The following is a 22,686-nucleotide window of genomic DNA, read 5'->3' as shown; positions in this document are numbered from 1 at the left end:
CCCTCAGCCCGGGATTTTCTCGAGGCAATAACCCAGACCCCGCACGGTGGCGATGCGGATGGGGCCTTTTTCGATTTTCTTGCGCAGGCGGTGGATGTACACCTCGATCGCGTTGTTGCTGACCTCTTCGCCCCATTCGCACAGGCGCTCGACCAGTTGGTCTTTGCTGACCAGGCGACCCGCGCGTTGCAGCAGCACCTCCAGCAAGCCCAGCTCGCGGGCCGACAGCTCGACCATCTTGCCGTCGATCGTGGCCACACGACCGGACTGGTCGTAGATCAACGGGCCATGCTTGATTTGCGAAGTCGCTCCACCCATGCCACGGCGGGTGAGGGCGCGCACACGGGCTTCGAGTTCTTGCAGGCTAAAGGGTTTGGCCATGTAATCGTCTGCGCCGTAGTCCAGGCCTTTGACGCGCTCTTCCACGCTGTCGGCCGCTGTCAGGATCAGCACGGGCAACGTGGAGCCCCGAGCGCGCAAGCGCTTGAGTACATCCAGGCCATGCATTCGGGGCAGGCCCAGGTCCAGGATCAGCAAATCGAACTCGTTGTTCGTCATCAGTGCCGCATCGGCCTCGCTGCCGCTGGCCACATGGTCCACGGCCGCCCCCGCGCTGCGCAAGGTGCGCAACAAACCATCGGCAAGCACCTGGTCATCTTCGGCTATCAGAATGCGCATGGCTGTCTCCTGTTGTTTTTGGGGGGTTCTCGGGGGCACAAGTTTGTGATCTTTGTCGATTCTAGTGTCTGCAAGCACTTGTTATGGGCAGATTGGGCTTCTGGCGCATGGTTCTGCGTTTTGCCTGATGCCGCCAGCTCAATTGGCATAAGCCTCCAGCCCCAAGGCCACTACGGTGGCCACATCTTTGCCCACTGCCTCGCGAAACTCAGCCTCGGCTTGGGCCACGGCGTCCTTGAAGGCTTGCAGCCAGGCCAGACCCACGGGCGTGAACACCACGCGCCGGGCGCGGGCGTCCAGCGGGTCGGCCTCGCGCTGCACCAGGCCCCAAGCGGCGCATTGGCCCACCAGGTCGCCCATGGCCTGTTTGCTCATGCCTGCAGCACGCGCCAGGTCGGTCAGGCGCGAGCCCTCCAAGGCCAAGTGGCGAGTGATGTGCACATGCGCGGCGCTGATCTGGTCGCGCGCGGCCAGATTGGCCAAGGCCAGGGGCACGCCCTCGTTGCCCGCCATCAGGTGCAACACGCGTTCATCAAACCGCCGCATGGCGTGGCCCAGCAAGCGGCCCAGGTGGGTTTCGCGCCAGCGATCGTCTTGCAAGTTGGGGTTGCCCGGAGCGCTGAAATGGGTGTTTTCTGACATGGTTAAATGATAAGGCAAACTGACCAAAAATTTGCTTTAAAGCTTTGTACAGTTCGTTTACAGTACTGTTTGCGCATCCAGTAAACAGCGCATCACTGCTGAGCCCGGTGCCCCAACCCATTGATATTCAAGGAGATTCCCATGAGCGACGACAACACCGAAAAGTCCAAAGCCCTGCAAGCCGCCCTGGCCCAGATTGAAAAACAATTCGGCAAAGGCACCATCATGCGCTTGGGTGAAGGCGAGGTGATCGCGGACATCCAGGTGGTTTCTACCGGCTCTTTGGGCCTGGACATCGCTTTGGGTGTGGGCGGCTTGCCCCGTGGCCGCGTGATCGAGATCTATGGCCCCGAGTCTTCCGGCAAAACCACGCTCACCCTGCAAGTCATCTCTGAAATGCAGCGCCTGGGCGGCACCTGCGCCTTTGTGGACGCCGAGCACGCTTTGGACGTGCAATACGCCCAAAACCTGGGCGTCAACCTGCAAGAGCTGCTGGTCAGCCAGCCTGACACCGGCGAGCAGGCCTTGGAAATCGTGGACAGCTTGGTGCGCTCCGGCGCGGTGGACCTGGTCGTCATCGACTCGGTCGCGGCGCTCACGCCCAAGGCCGAAATTGAAGGCGACATGGGCGACAGCCTGCCCGGCCTGCAAGCGCGTTTGATGAGCCAGGCCCTGCGCAAGCTGACCGCCACCATCAAAAAGACCAACTGCACTGTCATCTTCATCAACCAGATCCGTATGAAGATCGGCGTGATGTTCGGCAGCCCCGAGACCACCACCGGCGGCAACGCGCTCAAGTTCTACGCTTCTGTGCGCCTCGATATCCGCCGCACCGGCACCATCAAAAAGGGCGACGACGCGATCGGCAACGAGACCAAAGTCAAAGTGGTCAAAAACAAAGTCGCCCCGCCCTTCAAGACGGCCGAGTTCGACATTCTGTTTGGCGAGGGCATCAGCCGCGAAGGCGAGGTGATCGACATGGGCGTGACCGCCAAAATCGTCGACAAATCGGGTGCTTGGTACGCCTACCAGGGCGAGAAAATCGGCCAAGGCCGCGACAATGCCCGCGAGTTTTTGCGCGAGAACCCAGCTTTGGCCCGCGAGATCGAAAACAAAGTGCGTGAATCGCTGGGCATTCGCTTGCTCGAATCGGCGATTGCAGAACCCAAAGGCGATTGATTTTGAACAAGCCCGGCTTTCAGCCCACGCTCAAAGGCCGTGCCCTGCGGCTTTTGAGCCAACGAGAGTACTCGCGTGCTGAGCTGGAGCGCAAATTGGCCGCACACGAAGAAGTGCCTGGCGAGCTGGCCAAAGCCCTCGATGAGCTGCAAGCACGGGACTTCATCAATGACGGCCGGGCGGTGGACTCTTTGGTCAACCGCCGTGCTGGCAAACTCGGCAGTGCGCGAATCAAACAAGAACTGGCCACCAAGGGCTTGTCAGGCGAGGCGGTGGCCGAGGCCTTGGAGCAGCTCAAAGACACCGAACTGAGCCGGGCGCAAGAGGTCTGGCGCAAGAAGTTCGCTGCGCCCGCGCAAGACCCACAGGCGCGCGCCAAGCAAATGCGTTTTCTGATCACCCGGGGCTTCAACGCCGAAGTGGTGCGGCGAGTGGTCAAAGGCGATGGTCTGGGTGACGATCTCTTAGATTGAGACTGGACTCAGATTCTTGTCGGCGCAAGGCCCACGCCATCCATTGAACCTTCAGTCCACCACCGGCAGCTGCAATTCGACCACGGCACCGCCCGAGGGGCTGTTGCCAATGCTCAAGCTGCCACCATGCTGCTGGGCAATCGATTTGGAAATGGACAAGCCCACACCCAAGCCATCACTTTTTGTGGTGAAAAAAGCGGTACCCACCTGGCTCAAGGCTTCAGCAGGCAAGCCCGGTCCATTGTCGGTGAGGGTGATGTGCGCCATCGGCCCTTCTCGCCAGACGCGGATTTGCAATTGCCGTGATGCTTGCCCTTGTGTGGCCTGGATGGCGTTGCGCAGCAAGTTCATGAAAATTTGCGACAGCTGAACCGGATCGGCCCAGACAGCCAAGGTCTGAGGCGGCAAAGAGACCTGCAGTTCCACCGATTCGTTGTAGGCCAGATCGTGGATCAACGCGCTCACATCGGTGATCACCTGGCTGAGTTCAACGCGCTCAGAACGCGTGTTCTTGGACTGAATGAAGGTGCGTATGCGACCCAGAATGTCGCCCGCTTTCTGGGTATTGCGGTTGAGGTCTGCAAAGTACTTGTTCAGTGACTCGTCTTGGATCTGCTGAAGGGACAACTCTATGCGGTCGGTAATCAGGTAAATGTTGGTCAGTGGCTGGCTCAACTCGTGCGCCAAAGAAGCCGCAATTTCGCCCACACTGCGACGTCGGTCGAGCTGGGCGATTTGCTCGCTCAGGCGTGCCGATTCTTCTTGACGGGCCTGCACTTTGGCGGACTCGAGCGCCTCGGAGTTCATCCGTTCAATGAACACGCCCAAAAAGCCAATGTTCCCAATAATGGAGGTCACCACAGCACATGTGATCAACACAAAGGACAAAAGGTCGGTGGTCATGGCTGTAGGTTGGGACCAACCGAACAGGACACTGACTACGCGCAAACACAACAGCACCGCCAAAGCGAAATAAAAATAAAAAATCCATTGAGCACTGATGCTGAGGTCGCGCTTGTAGAGCGCTCTTGCCGACAGGGCCAACCAAGCAAATGCGGCCGCAGCCCCGAAAGATGACCACATGAAACGCAGACTGGCGTCATTCAACACCGCATGGAACACCGTGTACAAAGCGATGAAGGCCACAGACAGAATCAGCATCCAAGTCAAATGGATGGGCTTTTGTAACTCGTGTCGCAAGGCACACGCGCGCAACAAGGGCCCCAACACCAGCAACCAAACGGCAAAGCCGTACGTGAGTGCATCGGGCCATTTGTCGCGCATGCCCAGCAAGATCAAACTCAGGCCAAAAGACAGTCCACCCAGGTACCAAAGCGTGTTGCTGAGCGCATGTTGCTTGCGCAGCATCAGCCACACCACCAAGGGCATGATCAAATACAAAATACCGGCGATCAAATAAGCCGTTGGCAAATGCAAGGGCGTCATGGCCTGACTGTGAGTGGAGGTGAGCGGCGGGTCAGCAGACCATCACATCAGGCGGCAGCGACAAAGCTGCCCGATTTGCCGCCATGTTTTTCCAGCAGCTTGACGCCGTTGATGGTCATGCCCCGGTCCACGGCTTTGCACATGTCGTAAATGGTGAGCAGGGCCGCCTGCACGGCCGTGAGGGCTTCCATTTCAACGCCCGTTTGGCCATTGACTTCGGCGGTGGCGGTGCACACCACACATGACAGCTCTTCTTGCACTTCAAAATCCACCGCCACCCGCGTCAGGGCAATCGGGTGGCACAAAGGGATCAGGTCGCTGGTTTTTTTGGCACCTTGGATGCCCGCGATGCGGGCAATGCCCAGCACATCGCCTTTTTTGGCGGTGCCCGAGGTGATCAAGGCCAAGGTGGCCGGCAGCATCTCGATGCGGCCAGTGGCCACCGCCACGCGCCGTGTGCTGGCCTTGCCCCCTACATCGACCATGTGGGCCTGGCCTTGGGCATCAAAGTGGGTCAGTGTGGCGTGGTTCTGGCTCATGGAAGTCAGCATCAAAAGGGTTTACAGAGAATTCACAAGAAGAGGGCATCATACGAGGCTTGAACCTGGCAAGGACAGCTTTGAAACACAAATACCGTGATCGCTTATGGCATGGCCTGTTGGTCGCTGCGCTGGTCTGCCCGCTCGCACAGGCGCAGTCGGTTGGTTTACCCGGCTTGGGCGATGGTGAAAGCATTTCGCTCAGCGCCGAGCGGCAACTGGGCGACCGCATCGCCCGCGAACTTTACCGCGACCCCGATTACATCGAAGACCCCGTGCTTGACGAGTACATCCAGCTGTTGTGGGCTCCTTTGGTGCAGGCGGCAGCGGCCAGGGGCGAGTTGTCTGCCGAATTGCAAGAGCGTTTTGCCTGGCGCATCCTGCTTGGGCGCGACCGTTCGGTCAACGCATTTGCCCTGCCGGGCGGCTACTTGGGGGTGCACCTGGGTCTGATTGCGGTGGTGGGGTCGCACGACGAGTTGGCTTCGGTGCTGGCCCACGAATTGAGCCACGTCAGCCAGCGCCACATTGCGCGCGGCATCAGCGAGCAAGGCCGGATGACGCCTTGGTTGGTGGGGGCCATGATTTTGGGGGCTTTGGCCGCCAGCAAAAGTCCGCAAGGCGCCCAAGCCCTGATCGTGGGCGGGCAGGCTGCGGCGGTGCAGTCCCAGCTGAGCTACTCGCGTGATATGGAGCGCGAAGCCGATCGCGTGGGTTACGGCATTTTGGTCGATGCAGGCTACGACCCCCGCGGCTTTGTGCGCATGTTTGGCAAGCTACAACAGGCCGCGGGTTTGAACGACAGTGGCGCTTTTCCTTATTTACGCAGCCACCCCCTGACCAGCGAGCGCATCGCCGACATGCAGGCCCGCCAGCAGCTGAACACGCCCGCCGCAGCCCCAGCCGTCGACATGGCCCAAGCGCTGATGGCGGCGCGCGCGCGGGTTTTGTCGCAAAACACCCCCGATGCGCTCAAGGCCTGGACCCAAGAGGCGCAACAGCCTTCGCCTCAAGACGGTCCGGCCCAACGGGCGGGCAAGCTCTATGCGGGCACGCTGGCCTATCTGCAGCAAAGAAACATGTTTGCTGCGGAACAAAGTCTTCATCAATTGCAAGATTTGGTGAAAAAGTCAGTGCCCACATACAAGTCATCCAACCCAACTGTCTCTTCACCTGCAGCGCTGTCGGTCGAGCGTTGGTTGCGCCTGTTGGCGGCCGAAGTGGCCATGAAGCAAGACCGATTTGAAGCCGCACTGCAGCAGCTGCTGCCCGGCGGGGCCGTCGCGGAATGGGGGCGGCCAGAGCTGATGGCCGCTGCGCAAGCCGTGCAGCGTTTGCCCGGCCATGCGCTGCAGGCTGAGATCACGAGGCAATTGCGCCAGCGGGTGTTTGTCGCCCCCCATGACGCCCAAGCCTGGAACTTGTTGGCGGGGTTGCTGGCCGCGCAAGGTCAGGCCCTGGCGGGTTTACGGGCCGAGGCCGAGGCGCAGGTGGCCCGGCTCGACTGGGAAGGCGCACTGGACCGCTTTCGGGCTGCGCAAGATCTGGCCAAGCGCAGCCGATTGCAGGCGGGCGAGCACATCGAAGCCTCGATCGTGGACACCCGCTTGCGCGAAGTGCAGGCCCAGTTGCGTGCTCTGCAGCAGCCATCGTCAGGGTCGCGCTAGGCTTGTTGCCCAGGCGTGCCACGCCAACAGCGTTCAGGGGCTATGATCGCCCTCCTTGCATAAAACACACCATGGCCGGAATCCACATCACCGACATCGAAGCCGCCATCAACCATTGGCGCGCCAAGAGCCCTTCGCCGGACGGCGTCTCGCTCGCGCCGCCACTGCGTGCGCTGGCCGAGGTGTATGGGCTCATGGTGTATTACAAGCAAGACTTGGCCGATGAATTCAGCTTGCCATTGGCCGCGGCCGAGGCCTGGCAAGATTGGTATGCCACCACCCCTGACACGCCCTGTATTGCCATCTGCTCGACCAGCCAAGGCGACGAAACCTGCAAAGGCTGCGGCCGCAGCTTTGAAGAGGTGCAATTGTGGATTGAGATGAGCCCCGGTGAAAAGCGCAGCATTTGGCATCGCATCACCATGGAGGGCAGCTCCTGGCGCTTCAATCGCTATGCCGAGCGCGCTGCTGAAGACCGTCTCTTGGCCAAAGCTGCCGCAGACGCGCAGGTGCCACTGGACCTCAAGCTCTGAACACTGGCTTTGCGTGCCAGCTGGCGCGCAAAGCGGGGCCAATGGCCCGCTTGTGGCGTCAACTTGGCGGTGCTTTTAGACCACCGCGCCCGCGTTTTCGTCGTCCGGGTCGTTGTCTTTCTTGACTGGCTTGACCATGTCTTCGCGGCTGATGCCCAGCCACATGGCCACGGCCGCACCCACGAATACCGACGAATAGATGCCAAAGCAAATGCCAATCGTCAAAGCCAGTGCGAAGTAGTACAGCGTTTCGCCACCAAACAGCAGCATGGACAAGACCATGATTTGGGTCGAGCCATGGGTGATGATGGTGCGGCTGATGGTGGAGGTGATGGCGTTGTCGATGATCTCGACCGTGTTCATCTTGCGGTAGCGGCGGAAGTTCTCGCGAATGCGGTCAAAAATCACCACCGATTCGTTGACCGAATACCCCAGCACCGCCAGCACCGCCGCCAGCACCGCCAGTGAAAACTCCCACTGGAAGAAGGCAAAAAAGCCCAAGATGATGATCACATCGTGCAAGTTGGCGATGATGGCCGAGACGGCAAACTTCCACTCGAAACGGATGGCCAAGTAAATCATGATGCCGATGACCACAAAGGCCAGCGCCATCAGGCCGTCCTCCACCAGCTCGTTGCCCACCTGCGGGCCCACAAACTCGGTGCGGCGCAGCGTCACATCGGGGCTGGCGGCTTTCAGGGCGCTCAACACGGCTTCGCTTTGCTGGGCAGTGGTCACACCTTTTTGCACCGGCAAGCGGATCAGCACTTCACGCGCCGAGCCAAAATTTTGCACCTGCACATCGTTGTAACCCAGACCCGAGATCACGCCACGCACCTTGGGCAGATCGGCCGGTTGGCTGTAGCTGACTTCCATGACGGTGCCGCCCGTGAACTCCACCGACAGGTGCAGCCCTTTGCTGAACAGGAAGAACACCGCCAACAAAAAGGTGATGAAGGACACCGCGTTCAGCACCAGCGCGTGGCGCATGAAGCGAATGTCTTTTTTGATTTTGAATAATTCCATGATCCGTTCCCCTTAATCGGCTTTGACCGCAGTTTCCGTTTCCGGACGCCAAACAGTGCCGATGGACACGGTCTTGAGTTTTTTCTTGCGGCCATACCAGAAATTGACCAAGCCACGCGAGAAGAACACCGACGAGAACATGCTGGTCAAGATGCCGATGCAGTGCACCACGGCAAAGCCGCGCACCGGGCCGGAGCCAAAGGCCAACAAGGCCACACCCGCGATCAGCGTGGTGATGTTGGAATCCATAATCGTGGACCAAGCACGGTCATAACCCACATTGATGGCAGCCTGTGGATTGGCACCGTTGCGCAGTTCTTCCCGAATGCGCTCGTTGATCAGCACGTTCGAGTCAATCGCCATGCCCAGTGCCAGCGCCATCGCGGCCATGCCCGGCAGCGTGAGGGTGGCCTGCAGCAAAGACAGCACCGCCACCAGCAGCAGCAAGTTGAAACCCAGCGCCAAGCTGGAGAACACGCCAAACATCGCGTAATAAACACACATGAAGGCCACGATCACCAGGAAACCCCAAGTCACGCTGTTGAAGCCCTTGGCAATGTTCTCGGCACCCAGGCTGGGGCCAATGGTGCGCTCTTCGATGATCTCCATCGGCGCGGCCAGCGATCCGGCACGCAGCAGCAGCGCGGTGTCGTTGGCTTCGGCCGTGGTCATGCGGCCCGAAATCTGTACCCGTCCGCCACCGATTTCGGCGCGGATCACCGGAGCCGTGACCACTTCGCCCTTGCCCTTTTCGAACAAGAGGATGGCCATGCGCTTGCCCACGTTGTCGCGTGTCACATCCTTGAAGATGCGCGCACCCTTGCCGTCCAGCGTCAGGTTGACCACGGGCTCTTGGGTCTGGCTGTCGAAGCCAGGCTGCGCGTCGGTCAGGTTGTCACCAGTGAGCACCACTTGTTTCTTGACGATCAAGGGGCGGCCGTCGCGCTCCAGATAGCGCTCGGTGCCAAAGGGCACCATGCCGCCTGCTTGCTCGGCTGCGCGCGCCTCGGTGCTCTCGTCGACCATGCGCACTTCCAAGGTGGCGGTGCGGCCCAAGATGTCCTTGGCCTTGGCCGTGTCCTGCACGCCGGGCAACTGCACCACGATGCGGTCCAGGCCCTGCTGCTGAATCACCGGCTCGGCCACGCCCAGTTCGTTGATCCGGTTGTGCAGCGTGGTGATGTTTTGCTTGAGCGCCTGCGCCTGCACAGCGCGGGCTGATTCGGCCTTCACCGTGACCAGCAGGCGGAACTCGGTGCCATCGGCCTGCGAGGTGCTTTGCAGGTCGGCAAACTGGGCGGTGATCAGGTCTTGTGCCGCTTGCAGTTGTTGGGCGTCACGCAGACGGACCTCAATCGTTTGGCCATTGCGGCTGATGCCGCCGTGACGCAAGTCTTTTTCACGCAAGGCGGTGCGCAGGTCGCCAGTCAAGGCTTCCACGCGCTGCGTCAAGGCCGCCTGCATGTCCACCTGCAGCATGAAATGCACGCCGCCGCGCAAATCCAGGCCCAGGTACATGGGTGCGGCGCTCAGCGAGGTCAACCAAGCGGGCGAACGCGTCACCAGGTTCAGCGCCACCACAAAAGAGGGGTTGCTGGCGTCCGGAATCAAGGCCTTTTCGATCGCGTCCTTGGCTTTGAGTTGCTCGTCCGTGCTGTCGAGCCGAACCCGAATGGAGCTGCCTTCGAGTGCCAAATTTTGCGGGGTGACCCCGGCCGCTTTGAGCGCTTCCTCTGTTTTTTGCAAGGTCGAGGTGTCTACTTTGACAGTGGCCTTGCCCGAAGACACCTGCACCGCAGGCGCCTCACCAAAGAAGTTGGGCAGGGTGTAGACCGTGCCCAACAACAAAGTGATCACGATGACCACGTATTTCCAGACCGGGTAACGGTTCATAAAGACTCGCCTGCAGGAAGAAAAACAGGGGCCTTGAAAAACCAAGGCCCCTTGAAGGAAAAAACCGGTTGAATTACTTCAAAGTGCCTTTGGGCAGAACTTGCACCACGGCGCTGCGCTGCATCTGCACTTCCACGCCTGTGGCCAACTCGATCCCCACGTAGGCGTCACCCAGCTTGCTGACTTTGCCCAAGAAGCCACCAGCGGTCACGACTTCGTCACCCTTGGCCAGTGCGTCGATCATGGCGCGGTGCTCTTTTTGTTTTTTCATCTGGGGGCGGATCATGACGAAATACAGCACCACAAACATCAGCAGCAACGGCAGCATGCTCATCATGGTGGATGTCATGTCGCCACCCGCGGCGGCCGGGGCGGTTTGGGCAAAAGCAGAAGAAATGAACATGGAAACTCCACTGAAAGTCAAATTCGGGTTGGTGCGGGTGACATTGAGGTGTCGCCGCGGGCGAAGCCGCCATTGTATGCGGCGCTATGATCACTTCCAAAAGCCCCGGCCACAAGGGGGCAGACCCCTTTCAGTAGCCCATGAATGGCCACTCCAGTGCAGCCAAATCGGGCCATGCAGGGCCACCCCAGACACCCTGACAAGGAGACCGCGATGTCAGCTGACCACCCCCACGCGCACGACCATGCACATGACCACGCGCACAGCACCCTGGGCGAGATGGACTTGCGCGTGCGCGCTCTGGAAACCCTGCTGACGCAAAAAGGCTATCTGGACCCCGCCGCCGTGGACCGCATCATCGAAACCTACGAGGTGCATGTCGGGCCACACAACGGCGCCAAAGTGGTGGCCCGCGCATGGGCCGACCCCACTTTCAGAGACTGGCTGCTCCAAGACGCCACCGCAGCGATCGCCTCGATGGACTACACCGGCCGCCAGGGCGAGCACATGGTGGCCGTGCCCAACACCCCCGACACCCACAACATGGTGGTCTGCACCCTGTGCAGCTGCTACCCCTGGCCGGTGCTGGGCCTGCCTCCGGTTTGGTACAAAAGCGCGGCTTACCGCTCGCGCGCTGTGATCGAGCCGCGCGCCGTGCTGGCCGATTTTGGCGTCACCCTGCCGCCGGGCCAAAACATCCGCGTCTGGGACTCCACCGCCGAAGTGCGCTACCTGGTGCTGCCCGAACGCCCCGCAGGCACCGAGGGCTGGACTGAAGCACAACTGGCCCAACTGGTGACCCGCGACGCCATGATCGGCACCGGTTTGGCGCTGAATCCTCATGACATCGCCAAGGAGGTCCCATGAACGGCGTGCACGACATGGGTGGCCAACAAGGCTACGGCCCGGTTCAAATCGAGGCCAACGAGCCCCTTTTCCATGGCGAATGGGAGCGCCGGGCGCTGGGCGTGACGGTGGCCATGGGCGCCAGCGGTCTGTGGAACATTGACCTGGCCCGCTCGGCCCGCGAATCTTTGCCCCCGCTGGACTATGTGCAAGGCCCCTATTACGCCATCTGGACCAAGGCCTTGCAAAAGCTGTTGATCGAGCGCGGCCTGATCACCGAACAGGAACTGGCGCAGGGCCAAGCCCTCACGCCACCCGTGGCGGGCGTGCGAGTCCTCAAAGCCACAGAGGTAGACGCGGCTTTGGCCAAAGGCAGCCCGGCAGACCGCCCCAGTACGCAAGAACCACGCTTTGCCGTGGGCCAACGCGTGCGGGCCCTGAACCTCAACCCCCAAGGCCACACCCGCTTGCCGCGTTATGTGCGTGGCCACGTGGGCACCGTGGTGCTGCACCACGGCAGCCACGTGTTGCCCGACCAGCACGTCAACAGGATGCTGCCGCCTTTTGACGGCACGGCCGAGCACCTCTACACCGTGGTGTTTGATGGCACCGAGCTGTGGGGCCCGCAAGCCGAAGCCGGCCACCAAGTGAGCGTGGACGCCTGGGAGTCTTATTTAGAGGCCGTACCAGAGACGGTGCCCGCATGAACCCCACCCTGAACGATCTGGCCCAAGCCTGTGGCGACGGCTTTCCCATGCCCCCCACGGCCAACAACGGGGCTGTGTTTGAAGAACCCTGGCAGGCCCACGCCTTTGCCATGACCTTGCAGCTGCACGAAAAAGGCGTCTTCACCTGGCCGCAGTGGGCCGATGCCCTGACCCGCGAGATCCGTGCGGGCCAAACGCGCGGCGAAGCCGACGACGGCAGTCTGTACTACACCCACTGGCTCAATGCGCTGGAGCAGCTGGTGATCGAGCGCCAACTGGGCACACCCGATGAAATCCATGATTTGGAACACGCGTGGGAAGCGGCCGCCGAGCGCACCCCGCACGGCCAGCCCATTGTTTTGAACGCTGAATAAAGAGGCCTGGATTGAATCTCCGTTTGTGGGCCATGCTGGCCTTGTTGGGCAGTCTGGTGTCGCTGGCAGTGGGCACCTCGTTTGCCAAGAGTCTTTTTCCAGCCCTGGGGGCCGAGGGCACCACCGCTTACCGCATCGTGTTTGCCATGCTGATGCTCATGGCCGTGTTCAGGCCCTGGCGCCGCAAGTGGGTTTGGGCCGACGCGCTGCCGCTGGGCCTGTATGGCGTCACACTGGGTGTGATGAACCTGCTGTTCTACAGCTCGATCAAGACCATCCCCTTCGGTGTGGCCATCGCCATCGAGTTCACCGGGCCGCTGGCTGTGGCCGTCTGGACCTCCAAAAAAGCCAGCGACTGGCTGTGGGTGACGCTGGCGGTGGTGGGACTGGCCTTGTTGCTGCCTTTCCCGGGTGCCAATGCGGCCACTGCGCTCGACCCGATGGGCATGTTCTTCGCCTTCTCAGCCGGCATTTGCTGGGCGCTGTACATCGTGTTTGGCCAGCGCGTGGCCCTGCGCTACGGCGCCATGGCCACACCCATGGGCATGCTCGCGGCCGCTTTGGTGGTGGCCCCGATCGGCATGTGGCATGCGGGCAGCGCCTTGCTCGATCCGCAATGGCTGGTGGCAGGGCTGGCCGTGGCTTTGTTGTCCAGCGCCATCCCTTATGCGCTGGAGATGTTCTCGCTCAACCACTTGCCCAAAAACACCTTCAGCATCTTGCTCAGTCTGGAGCCCGCCGTGGGCGCACTGGCGGGCTGGCTGGTGCTGGCCGAGCACCTGACGCTGGCGCAAGGCCTGGCCATTGCGCTGGTCATGGCCGCCTCCATGGGCACCGCCTGGTCGGCCGGTCAGGACAGGCGCGTCACACCCGGCAGCGGGCAGGCATAAATGGCGTTGCGCATGGCGGCAATCGCCTCGTAGCGGGTGTAGCTGCGCCGCCAGGCCAGCACCACCCGGCGGGTTGGGGGCTTGCCACCCTCCGGGTCCACGATGGGCAAATAGCGCACCGGTGAATCGTGGGGCCCGCCCGTGCGCTGGCGTACAGGCTTGAGGTCTGGCACCGACATGCGTGGCACCAGCGTCACGCCCATGCCTGCGGCCACCATGTGTTTGATGGTCTCGAGCGACGAGCCCTCAAAAGTCTTGCGGATGCCCTCGGTCTGGCTGGCGTAGCGGGCAAACTCGGGGCAGACCTCCAGCACATGGTCGCGAAAGCAGTGACCCGAGCCCAGCAGCAGCATGGTCTCGTTTTTCAGCTGCTCGGGGGTGATGAACGCCTCTTGCGCCAGCGGATGGTTCAGCGGCAAGGCGGCCATGAAGGTCTCGTCGTACAAGGGCGCCACCGCCAAACCCGACTCGGGGAAAGGCTCGGCCAGGATGGCGCAATCGATCTCACCCGTGCGCAGCATTTCCAGCAAACGCACCGTGAAGTTCTCTTGCAGCATCAGCGGCATCTGCGGCATGTCGGTGATGATCTGGCGCACCAAATCGGGCAGCAAATAAGGCCCGATGGTGTAGATCACGCCCAGCCGCATGATGCCGGCCAGCGGGTCCTTGCCGCGCTTGGCAATTTCCTTGATCTCGGCGGCTTGCTCCAGCACGCTTTGCGCTTGGCGCACGATCTCCTCGCCCAGCGTGGTGACCGACACCTCGCTGGCGCTGCGCTCAAACAGCTTGACTTCCAGCTCTTCTTCAAGCTTCTTGATGGCCAGCGACAGCGTGGGCTGCGACACAAAGCAGGCCTCGGCCGCCTTGCCAAAATGTTTTTCTCGGGCCACGGCCACGATGTATTTGAGTTCGGTCAGGGTCATAGGTGTTATTTAAACATCAAGCCTTGAGGTATTCGGATTTTCCGCCCAACCAGCGGCCAATGTGACGCTCGGCCAAACCCGCGTGCCGGTCCAGCATCTGCGGGGCCAGGGCACGCGCCCAGTCCAGCAAATGGCTGTCGGTCTCCAGATCGGCAAAACGCAGCAAGGGCGCACCCGACTGGCGTGCCCCCAAAAACTCGCCCGGCCCGCGGATCTCCAAATCGCGCCGGGCGATCTCGAAACCGTCGTTCGTCTCCACCATGGCGCGCAGCCGCTCGCGGGCGGTCTCGCTCAGGCGCCCGCCTTCTGGCGTGCCATATAGCAGCACACAGGCCGACGCCGCCGCGCCACGCCCCACCCGGCCACGCAGCTGGTGCAGCTGGGAGAGGCCAAAGCGCTCGGCGTGCTCGATCACCATCAGCGACGCATTGGGCACGTCCACCCCCACCTCGATCACGGTGGTGCTGACCAGCACGCCCATCACCCCTGCGGTGAAGAGTTCCATCACCGCCTTTTTCTCGGCCACGGGCATGCGCGAATGCAGCAGGCCCACCATCACACCCGGCAGCGCCTCGCTCAGGTCGGCGTGGGTCTCGGTGGCGTTGGTCAGGTCCAGCGCTTCGCTTTCTTCAATCAGCGGGCACACCCAATACACCTGCCGCCCCTGCTGTATTTGGGCCCCAATGCGCTCGACCACCTCGTGGCGGCGGTGGTCCGACACCACACGCGTCACGATGGGCGTGCGCCCGGGCGGCAGCTCGTCAATCACCGAGACATCCAGATCCGCGTAATAGCTCATGGCCAGCGTGCGGGGAATGGGCGTGGCCGTCATCATCAGCATGTGCGGCTCCATGCCGTCGGCTTGCATCTTGCTGCGCAAGGCCAAGCGCTGGGCCACACCAAAACGGTGCTGCTCGTCAATGATGGCCAGCGCCAGGTTTTTGAACTTGACGTGCTCTTGAATCACCGCGTGTGTGCCCACCACCAGCGCGGCCTCGCCCGACTCGATCAGGGCCAGCATCGCGGCGCGTTCTTTCTTCTTTTGGCTGCCAATCAGCCAGGCCACTTTCACGCCCAGTGGCTCCAGCCAGCCCACCAATTTGGCAAAGTGCTGGGTGGCCAAAATCTCGGTCGGCGCCATCAAAGCGCATTGCCAGCCCGCATCGATCGCCACCATGGCCGCCAGCGCCGCCACCACGGTTTTGCCCGCGCCCACATCGCCTTGCAGCAAACGGTGCATGGGCACGTTGCGGGCCAGGTCTTGGGCAATTTCGCGGCCCACGCGCTGCTGGGCCTTCGTCAGGCCAAAGGGCAGGGCGGCCAGCAACTGGTCGTGCGAAGCGCCACGCTTCATCTTCAAAGCCGGGGCACGCAGCAAATCGCGCTCGCGCTTGGCTGTGAGCTGCGACAACTGTTGCGCCAGCAACTCCTCGCACTTCAGGCGCACCCAGGCCGGGTGGCTGCGGTCCTCTAAGGCGGCCAGTGACACATCGGGTGTGGGGTGGTGCAAAAACTGCAGCGCATCGCGCAGCGACCAGGCCCCTCGCGGATCGGGCCATGCGATGCCCGCAGGCATGGTCTCGCTCAGGTCGGCATGGTTCAGTCCGGTGATCACGGCGCGGCGCAGATAGGCCTGCGCCAGCCCGGCCACGGTCGAATACACCGGGGTCAGCGCCTCGGCCAGATTGCCGCCAGCGGCCTTGAAGGTCGGGTGCATCATGGTCAGCCCCATGAAACCGCCCTTGACCTCGCCCCGCGCCCGGATGCGGTTGCCCACGGCCAGCGCCTTTTGGTGCGAGGGGTAGAAGCTGAAAAACCGCATCACACAGGTGTCTGAGCCGTCGTCCACCGTGACCAACAACTGGCGGCGCGGGCGCATCGTGATCTCGCAAGCCGTCACCGTCGCCTCAATCTGCGCGGTATCGCCCTCACGCACATCGCGCAGCTTGACGATGCGGGTCTCGTCCTCGTAGCGCAGCGGCAGGTGCAGCGCCAGATCAATGTCGCGCTTGAGCCCAAGCTTGATCAACGCCTTTTGAGGGGCGCTGAGCGTCTTGGCGGCAGGCGAGGGGGCTTTGGCTGGCATGGCCTGATTGTGCCGTGTGTATCCCGGCTTGCCACCCGGTACAGGACCTGTTTTGGATAAGGGTGTACTCAGACGCTAATGTCTAGAAATCAAACCGCACTTTGCCATTCGAGTCACTCGGATGCATCCAGAGCGCTTGGGCCAAAACCCACGGGTGTTACAACAAATCCAAAGCACACCCTTGTCATGTACCCAAAACCAGATTTTTGCGACATGAGTTGGTTGTCATGGACTTGAAATCGGGTTTTAGCGACACGTTATCTTGTTGTTTCGTTGATAAACCCCGCAAAAGTTCAAAAAATCGCGGATTTAAGAGTCAACCAATGGATCGCCCCGCAGTGAGATCGGCGGTCATGACTTACCGCCTTCCACGCCCGAACTGCTCAAGATGCTGCCATAGGTCAGGCCCAGCTCAGCCCTGTTGGCTGCGTTTTCGGCGTTGACTGGCTTCTTCATAGCGCTGCTTGGCCTGTACATCATCGGCGGCATAGGCCATGTTGTCGTCTGTGGAATTTGCACCATCGAGTCCGGGTAAGGCTTTGATGTGGTCCATCCATACATTGCGGGCAGGCAACTTCTGTATCAGTGGTTTGAAATAACCATCCAGCAAACCTCGGTCAGGCGTTGTCAGCTCTTGTGTCAACGCTTGGAGGTAGTCCATTTTCTTGGAGCTGGACCAGTCAATCGAAAAATTGGCACGCGAACAAAGCTCCGTGTGAACAATCAGCATGGTCCGGCCATTGCCATCCAGGAATGGATGGCCCCACGCAAATTGCCCCATCACCACGCCGGGTTTTTTGGTCAAAACTGCCGGGTCATTGCCCAACTGCAAACCCCATTCAACGGCCCGTTGCGCCAGTGAAGCCTCTTCAAACTGGAAGTTGCCTTTTTCGACAAATTGACCCACCCCGAGTTGCAACCTGTCTTGCCCAGCCCATGAGTAAAAGTCGCTGAACAAAACATGGTGCACCTTGAGAAAGTGCTTGTAGGTCAGCGGCCCTTTGACCGCCCCCAAAAAATGAAACGCATCCTCGAGGTTGGCCTCGAAAAAAGTGTGCTCAAGCACCTTGACCTCATCCATTCTTTTGAGGCCCTCGAAATTTCGCAAATAGCCGCGGGTTTCGAAGTCGCCAAATGGATCAAACACCGCGATGCTCACTCAAGTGGTTGGACATCAAGCGTGCCATCTGACGGCCATTGATCAAATGTTTCTTTTTCAGCGCGACCAAGAGTTTGCCGGTTTCGTCCAGCGTGACATCGTCGCCCGATGCCCTCGTGACCGCCTCTGCCCATTGGTCCAATCCTGAGCGCTTGAAGTGCACATCGCGTGACATCGCAAAACGCTGGACAAATGCGCTCACATTTTTCAACGGCAAGGCATTCAAGTCTTCGGGCAAGCTGATGGGCCTGCTGGGTATGGTTGGTGCCTTGTTTGGCGCTGCATATTCGACCGTGGCATGGCTCCATGTGAATTGACGGCTCAGGCGATGACGTCCACCGTCAACCAGCAACACATCCTGGTTTTGATCTGAATGGGCTCTGGTACTTTGGATGGTGCGCCCCAGCTTTTTGAAAGCCTCGTGGGTCAATTGCTCGACCTCTGCGCTGTAAAGTGCGGCATCGTTGGCACCTGCCTGAGCTTTGGCGTAAACCCCAGAGCTGATCCGCACCAACAAGCCCTCTTTGAGCAGCTGATTCAAGGCATTGGTTAGCTGCGAAGGGCTGCACATGCTCGCCCACTCCGAACGAAGAATCACCCGGTCACGCCGCTGACTGAGTGATCTTTTCAGCCTGTCTATGATCTTCATACAACCTCGATAATGCAGATGTCACTTGACATTGATTTTAATAAAAAAATCAATAAAGTCAATGACTTAAAGATGCAGTATATGCCAATCTAGTTGCAACTCCTGCAGCGTGAAACCCGTCATGCCGCCCCACTTTGCAGCCCAAACACAATGCTCATGGGCCTGCTGCCCTGGTGCGACTGGTAGAGCACCCGGCCGTGGTACGTGAACGGTGCGGCCTTGCCGACGGCCAGCTTGGTGTCGCGCACAAAGAGGTGGATGTCGATGCCTAAAGCGGCGTGGCGGATGATGTCGTCGCCGCGTTTGCTGGTCGGGTCGGTGGCGTTCTGGCTTTGCCAGTGAAAGTGCGTGTCATCGATCCAGTGGTCCATGTACTTGTGCTCGTCAGCCCGGCCTTGTTTGTTGAGCGTGACCAGCAGGATGTGCGCCTTTTTGGGGGCCAGCACCACATGGCCGACATTCAAATTGCCGGGGTTGTAGGCCTCGCCAAACAGCGCCGGAATGTCTTCGCGCATGAAAGACTCACCGAGCGCCAGATCCAGTGGATCGATGATGTTGCGCAGGCGTGCGAGCGTGCGCATGTCGTCGGTGGTGGGCCGATCTGGGGCCTTCAACTGGCCAGACCAGACTTATGCAATGGTTCGGTTTCGGAATGCCACTCGCGACAGCCGCATTTAATGAGGTAATTCGCAATGTCGTCATACATGAGCGGATCACGCGTTTCATCATCACCAGTCATATCGCCAAGTGGAACAAAAATGATCATCCCCTTCCTCGCACGCGTAAGAAGTACGCGATAGCCATTTGTGGCAATGGCCAGCTCTTTGTCTTTTTGCCAATTAGACCCCGACATCTTCCAGGCCTGCCACTCACTGGTGTTACGTCGCAAATCACCATCCCAGCAGACTACTGTGTAGTCCATTTCCAGGCCTTGCACTTGATACTGGTTCTGCACGGTTTCAAGCATGTTCGAAGATCGGACATCACCGCTTGGTTCAAGCATCCATTTTGCGATGTCTGGTTTGAGGTCTACGAACAAACCTTCCGCTGCGAGTCGCCTAGCTTGTCCCGAGGCGATGATTCCGGCGCGCTCTTGGGCAACCCGGTGCTGACGAACCCAGTGCCTTGCAGTTTGTAGACTGCGCGTAATCCAAACCGTATCACCCCTTTCGTCAAGTTCATCAGCTAATTTGGCCGCAGTGTCGACATTTCCGCTCAGGATGTGGTCAGCCCAGCGCTCAATATCGCCATTCCTGTAGTAACGCATCGAATGCGGAAGGTGACCAGTTGTCAAATGGTCGCGCAACGGATGTTGGGACCATTGGCCACTTGAGGTGACTTCATCGAGCGACAAGGTTTGTTCGCTTATGGCAAAACGCCATCCACACACCTCAGCCGCTGTGAACCAAGCCTTAATACCCATTTCACCACTATTGATGGCCTGGTTATGGCCAATTAGTGCGACCACGATCGCGCCTCGAGGATGAGTTTTTTGAACAGACTCGAGAATCAGTTGAGCCTCATCGGCTGCCAATGGTTTACGTAAAACGAGACGCCCTTTGCGATACGTCCGTTGCGCTTCATCGAAGATCACAACTCGACCATCTGCACTGTCTAGATGTTTACCGCGTTCACCGAGAAATGCGTGCGCCTTTACTAATTTGAAGGTCGACATGCTCATGACGCGTGCCGCATCCTCACGTGCATAACCGCTCGCCACGACGGCTTGCATCGCTTGTTTGCTGCGACGCTTATACGCCCCTTTGAGTGCTTCACCGAGGACCTCTACCAGAGGGCTGTTGCCAGTGACGAAAACTGCATCGCTACGTAACCGCTTGTCGAATGCGAGCTTCAGTCCAACGAGAGTCTTACCAGCGCCTGGTGCGCCCGATACAAAAATAATTCGATTCGTACCATCACGTTGTGATTGTTCTGCAATTTCAGCGACTTCACGGGCACATTGATCAATCATCTCGACCGGTGCGGCATGCGCTGCTATGGCGCTCACATCGTGTTGGCCGTAAAGTGATATGGCAGCATCAAGGATGGAGGAGGATGGTGAAAAGCGTGCAGATAACCAGCGCCGACAATCGATAGGTATCCGGCTTTTGCGCTGTTCAAGAGAAAAATGCAATGCTGCATGAAGGGTGGTGCTGTCACACTCCAATGGGCGGCCAATGACACTGGCCCATGGTTCGCGAAGAAACCCACCCTTAAAGCCAGAGGACTTGCCAGTCCTAGTACCTGTTGTGAGCGTCAGCAGAGGTGCGACGATGCATTGATCTTCCTTAATTAGCCTTCGCGTTTCCTCATGGAATTCAACGAGATTAACGGCATAGTTGGTGACCTGCTCACGGTCCGCTGCGCTCAGTTTTGTCCGTTTGAACTCCACGATAGCGACTATCCCATCGCCAAGAAGAACGCAGTCCATGCGAAGACCGCGACGTTTGAAATCAAACTCAAGTAAAACGTGACGGAAATCAATCAACTCATCGGACGCTAGTGTTGACTTGAGGAGCTCAATTTCGGCTGTATGTTGATGAAGCTGACGTTGAAGCACACCAACGCTCGCACGCCACTCCTCGTGCTGATCTGCTTCGACATGCAAACCCTCTGCAGCTGCACTGCTTGCCAGTTGACCGACAACGGTCTGTATGGGATCGCGAACAAATGCTTCCCGAGCATTAACATACCAAGCTGCACCTGCACTCAAAATTAGCTCCTAAATTACTCGGTTTAGTTTATCGGAGGATTCTTGAGTAGTCTTCGCCAGGGCAGATATTTTGCTTCGCTCCCGTTAGTGTCGATAACCTTTGTTGTTGCGATCGGCAAGGCAATTGGGTTTTAAAAGGTGATGGAGGCGGCATCGGTCAACCATTTGTAATGTTGCTTGCGCTGTTGGGCGCGATGTATTTAAATCGCTTGCCGTTTAGCTGCCCAAAAGGCAGTTGCAGGTAAATGTGAAACGCCGCCAATGTTTCCTTGCGCGTCCAGTTGGTGGATCGTGGCATGTGTTGTTCTCCCTGATGGCAGATATTAGCTGTCCTCGTCCCACGGGATCGGTTTGGCTTGTCTGCGCAAATCGTTGGGGCGGGTGTTTTGCCGGAAGGTGTCGGTCGGCCTGAAGCATTCTTCGGGCGAGACCCAATACACCGTCCAGTCGCCATAAAGCTTGCCGTCAAAGCACAGCAGGTCACCGTCGAGTTGCAGTTCCAAAAACGTGTCGTTGTTGCCGGTGAGCAAGTGGGCGTCGCTCGGGCTGGTGAACTGGACATGCACGTTGCTCGCGTAGGTGGTGTGAACGTGTTGGAGCGGGCCAAGGGCGGGGCCATCAAAACCCCAGTCGTTCATGACTTGGTTGGGTGTGTCGCGGCCATGAAACAAGCCCAAATACATGCCGGGTTTTTGGGGCCGAATGCCGTAAACGGGTGCATCGGCTGCTTTTGTTTGGTTGGGCATATCGCGACCTTGCTGAAAAGGCGCTCAGCTTACGAACGGGGCGGGGCTTTGTGTACCAGGGCTTTGCCTGGGGCAGTGGGTTGTTCAGGCTCTGATTCAGAATGCATCCCGCACACCCTCGTTGGCACAATAAGCACTGCCTGTTAAAAAAAGGAGTCCAGCATGGCCACCCGAAATTTTGTGCTGACAGATGATTCAGCTTCGCTGATGGAGCAAGGCCAATCCGAAGACGCTGACCAGTTAGCGGTTTTACGAAATGCTGCCCAAGAGGGCATTGCCGATATCGATGCAGGGCGTTACAAAACTTTTGAATCCAGACAAGGCTTGCGCAATCACCTGCAGGGCATGGCTGCCAAAGTGCGCACTGTCAAATGAGTCCGGATGTTGATATGGGGTGACGATCAATCCAATCCATCCACCACCATCACCCCCCGCAGTCCAACCCCAAAGCTCTGAAAACCTTGCGCGTCCCATTGGGCGCTGCTGTCGATGTTGTCGTGTTGGTGGCCGTGCACCGTCATGCGCACGCCCATGCGGCGGGCCAGTGAGTCCAGCTCTTTGAATCCGTGTTCGTGGTAGCCGGGCGCTTCGTGGGTGATGAGGATGTCGGCTTGTTGCGAGGCCAATTGTTCCACCTCGTCGGGGTAGATGGTGGACCAGTGCTTGAGTTGCACGCCGCCTTGCCAGCGGTCTTGGCGCGGCGTCACGCGGGCGTGCGCTTCACGGTTGCGAAATTTGGGCGCTTGCTGGTCTTTGGGGTACCACACCGCACCACGAAACACACCGCCCAGCCCAGCGATGCGCGTGCCGCAGGGCAGCGTGACGACGCGGCCGTGCAGGCTGCGCTCGCTCATTTCGTCGTGCCACACGTTGCCAAAGTTGCCCGCATGGTCGGTGTCGTGGTTGCCGTGGATGAACCAGACCCGCTCCCAAATCGTTTCCAGCTCGATGTGCAGCGGCTGGGCTGGCTCCAGGTCGCCCAGCAAGATCACGGCGCGGGCGTGGGTTTGCTCAGCCGCATCAATGATGTGCTGCCATTGGCCGTGCGGGTCGCCGCAGAAGAGGAGAGGGCCGGTCATGTGTGCGCAGCTTGGGGCGGTCAGTGTTGAACTGT

At 59.6% G+C, this 22,686-nt stretch carries 25 protein-coding genes; 9 read left to right on the top strand and 16 right to left on the bottom strand.

Annotated features, from left to right (window positions below):
* Positions 1–3: 3 nt before the first annotated feature.
* Positions 4–678, bottom strand: coding sequence for a response regulator transcription factor (locus tag B9Z50_RS03865; RefSeq protein WP_108362569.1), 675 nt, complete (start codon positions 676–678; stop codon positions 4–6).
* Between the two features lie 138 nt (positions 679–816).
* On the bottom strand, positions 817–1,320 hold the full coding sequence (locus B9Z50_RS03860) for a MarR family winged helix-turn-helix transcriptional regulator (protein ID WP_108362292.1): 504 nt from the start codon (positions 1,318–1,320) through the stop codon (positions 817–819).
* Between the two features lie 141 nt (positions 1,321–1,461).
* Between B9Z50_RS03860 and recA the strand changes: the two genes are divergently transcribed.
* A complete protein-coding gene (recA, locus tag B9Z50_RS03855; RefSeq protein WP_108362291.1) occupies positions 1,462–2,499 on the top strand; it encodes a recombinase RecA in 1,038 nt (345 codons plus the stop codon).
* A gap of 2 nt (positions 2,500–2,501) precedes the next feature.
* Entirely contained in the window at positions 2,502–2,972 is a 471-nt protein-coding gene (gene recX / locus B9Z50_RS03850) for a recombination regulator RecX (protein WP_108362568.1), read from the top strand.
* A 51-nt stretch (positions 2,973–3,023) separates the two neighbouring features.
* On the opposite strand, the gene B9Z50_RS03845 is transcribed toward recX, so the two are convergent.
* Positions 3,024–4,418: a sensor histidine kinase gene (locus tag B9Z50_RS03845; protein ID WP_108362290.1), complete on the bottom strand. Its 1,395-nt coding sequence runs from the start codon at positions 4,416–4,418 to the stop codon at positions 3,024–3,026.
* A 47-nt stretch (positions 4,419–4,465) separates the two neighbouring features.
* Entirely contained in the window at positions 4,466–4,957 is a 492-nt protein-coding gene (moaC, locus tag B9Z50_RS03840) for a cyclic pyranopterin monophosphate synthase MoaC (RefSeq protein ID WP_108362567.1), read from the bottom strand.
* 80 nt (positions 4,958–5,037) lie between these two features.
* On the opposite strand from moaC, the gene B9Z50_RS03835 reads away from it, so the two are divergent.
* Entirely contained in the window at positions 5,038–6,624 is a 1,587-nt protein-coding gene (locus B9Z50_RS03835) for a M48 family metalloprotease (protein WP_233249738.1), read from the top strand.
* Positions 6,625–6,695: 71 nt separating this feature from the next.
* Entirely contained in the window at positions 6,696–7,157 is a 462-nt protein-coding gene (locus B9Z50_RS03830) for a DUF3717 domain-containing protein (RefSeq protein ID WP_108362289.1), read from the top strand.
* Positions 7,158–7,232: 75 nt separating this feature from the next.
* On the opposite strand, the gene secF is transcribed toward B9Z50_RS03830, so the two are convergent.
* From secF to yajC, 3 genes are all read right to left on the bottom strand, one after another.
* Positions 7,233–8,183: a protein translocase subunit SecF gene (secF, locus tag B9Z50_RS03825; RefSeq protein ID WP_108362288.1), complete on the bottom strand. Its 951-nt coding sequence runs from the start codon at positions 8,181–8,183 to the stop codon at positions 7,233–7,235.
* Between the two features lie 12 nt (positions 8,184–8,195).
* Positions 8,196–10,076: a protein translocase subunit SecD gene (gene secD / locus B9Z50_RS03820; protein ID WP_108362287.1), complete on the bottom strand. Its 1,881-nt coding sequence runs from the start codon at positions 10,074–10,076 to the stop codon at positions 8,196–8,198.
* Positions 10,077–10,149: 73 nt separating this feature from the next.
* A complete protein-coding gene (gene yajC / locus B9Z50_RS03815) occupies positions 10,150–10,479 on the bottom strand; it encodes a preprotein translocase subunit YajC (protein WP_108362286.1) in 330 nt (109 codons plus the stop codon).
* Positions 10,480–10,692: 213 nt separating this feature from the next.
* On the opposite strand from yajC, the gene nthA reads away from it, so the two are divergent.
* From nthA to B9Z50_RS03795, 4 genes are read left to right on the top strand one after another with little or no spacing between them, the layout of a single operon-like run.
* Positions 10,693–11,346, top strand: a complete 654-nt coding sequence (nthA, locus tag B9Z50_RS03810; RefSeq protein ID WP_108362565.1) for a nitrile hydratase subunit alpha — start codon at positions 10,693–10,695, stop codon at positions 11,344–11,346.
* Positions 11,343–12,032: a nitrile hydratase subunit beta gene (nthB, locus tag B9Z50_RS03805; protein ID WP_108362285.1), complete on the top strand. Its 690-nt coding sequence runs from the start codon at positions 11,343–11,345 to the stop codon at positions 12,030–12,032. Before nthA ends, nthB begins: the two co-directional genes overlap by 4 nt.
* Positions 12,029–12,406 carry a nitrile hydratase accessory protein gene (locus B9Z50_RS03800; protein ID WP_233249737.1) on the top strand — a complete coding sequence of 126 codons (378 nt, stop codon included), beginning with the start codon at positions 12,029–12,031 and terminating at the stop codon, positions 12,404–12,406. Before nthB ends, B9Z50_RS03800 begins: the two co-directional genes overlap by 4 nt.
* A 32-nt stretch (positions 12,407–12,438) precedes the next feature.
* Positions 12,439–13,296, top strand: coding sequence for a DMT family transporter (locus B9Z50_RS03795; protein WP_108362564.1), 858 nt, complete (start codon positions 12,439–12,441; stop codon positions 13,294–13,296).
* On the opposite strand, the gene B9Z50_RS03790 is transcribed toward B9Z50_RS03795, so the two are convergent.
* The 8 genes from B9Z50_RS03790 to B9Z50_RS03755 form a co-directional block, all read right to left on the bottom strand.
* Positions 13,257–14,219 carry a LysR substrate-binding domain-containing protein gene (locus B9Z50_RS03790; protein ID WP_108362284.1) on the bottom strand — a complete coding sequence of 321 codons (963 nt, stop codon included), beginning with the start codon at positions 14,217–14,219 and terminating at the stop codon, positions 13,257–13,259. The two genes, B9Z50_RS03795 and B9Z50_RS03790, sit on opposite strands and share 40 nt — an antisense overlap.
* Before the next feature lie 16 nt (positions 14,220–14,235).
* Positions 14,236–16,305 (bottom strand): ATP-dependent DNA helicase RecG, encoded by a 2,070-nt coding sequence (gene recG / locus B9Z50_RS03785; protein ID WP_108362283.1) that lies wholly within the window; start codon positions 16,303–16,305, stop codon positions 14,236–14,238.
* A 412-nt stretch (positions 16,306–16,717) separates the two neighbouring features.
* A complete protein-coding gene (locus B9Z50_RS03780; protein WP_233249736.1) occupies positions 16,718–17,464 on the bottom strand; it encodes a Fic family protein in 747 nt (248 codons plus the stop codon).
* Positions 17,445–18,035, bottom strand: a complete 591-nt coding sequence (locus B9Z50_RS03775; RefSeq protein ID WP_108362282.1) for a hypothetical protein — start codon at positions 18,033–18,035, stop codon at positions 17,445–17,447. Before B9Z50_RS03775 ends, B9Z50_RS03780 begins: the two co-directional genes overlap by 20 nt.
* A 197-nt stretch (positions 18,036–18,232) precedes the next feature.
* Complete coding sequence (locus tag B9Z50_RS03770; protein WP_108362562.1) at positions 18,233–18,694, bottom strand: DUF3427 domain-containing protein; 462 nt, start codon at positions 18,692–18,694, stop codon at positions 18,233–18,235.
* 29 nt (positions 18,695–18,723) lie between these two features.
* Entirely contained in the window at positions 18,724–20,826 is a 2,103-nt protein-coding gene (locus tag B9Z50_RS03765) for a DNA/RNA helicase domain-containing protein (RefSeq protein ID WP_146183156.1), read from the bottom strand.
* Between the two features lie 157 nt (positions 20,827–20,983).
* Positions 20,984–21,124, bottom strand: coding sequence for a hypothetical protein (locus B9Z50_RS17550; RefSeq protein ID WP_158270626.1), 141 nt, complete (start codon positions 21,122–21,124; stop codon positions 20,984–20,986).
* A 25-nt stretch (positions 21,125–21,149) separates the two neighbouring features.
* Complete coding sequence (locus B9Z50_RS03755) at positions 21,150–21,572, bottom strand: hypothetical protein (RefSeq protein ID WP_108362279.1); 423 nt, start codon at positions 21,570–21,572, stop codon at positions 21,150–21,152.
* A 162-nt stretch (positions 21,573–21,734) separates the two neighbouring features.
* On the opposite strand from B9Z50_RS03755, the gene B9Z50_RS03750 reads away from it, so the two are divergent.
* Positions 21,735–21,947, top strand: coding sequence for a hypothetical protein (locus B9Z50_RS03750; RefSeq protein ID WP_108362278.1), 213 nt, complete (start codon positions 21,735–21,737; stop codon positions 21,945–21,947).
* A 26-nt stretch (positions 21,948–21,973) separates the two neighbouring features.
* On the opposite strand, the gene B9Z50_RS03745 is transcribed toward B9Z50_RS03750, so the two are convergent.
* Positions 21,974–22,651, bottom strand: coding sequence for a metallophosphoesterase (locus B9Z50_RS03745; RefSeq protein ID WP_108362277.1), 678 nt, complete (start codon positions 22,649–22,651; stop codon positions 21,974–21,976).
* Positions 22,652–22,686: the final 35 nt, after the last annotated feature.

The organism is Limnohabitans sp. Bal53, assembly GCF_003063355.1.
Lineage (GTDB): Bacteria > Pseudomonadota > Gammaproteobacteria > Burkholderiales > Burkholderiaceae_C > Limnohabitans_A.
This window is presented reverse-complemented; position numbering and strand designations above follow the sequence as displayed.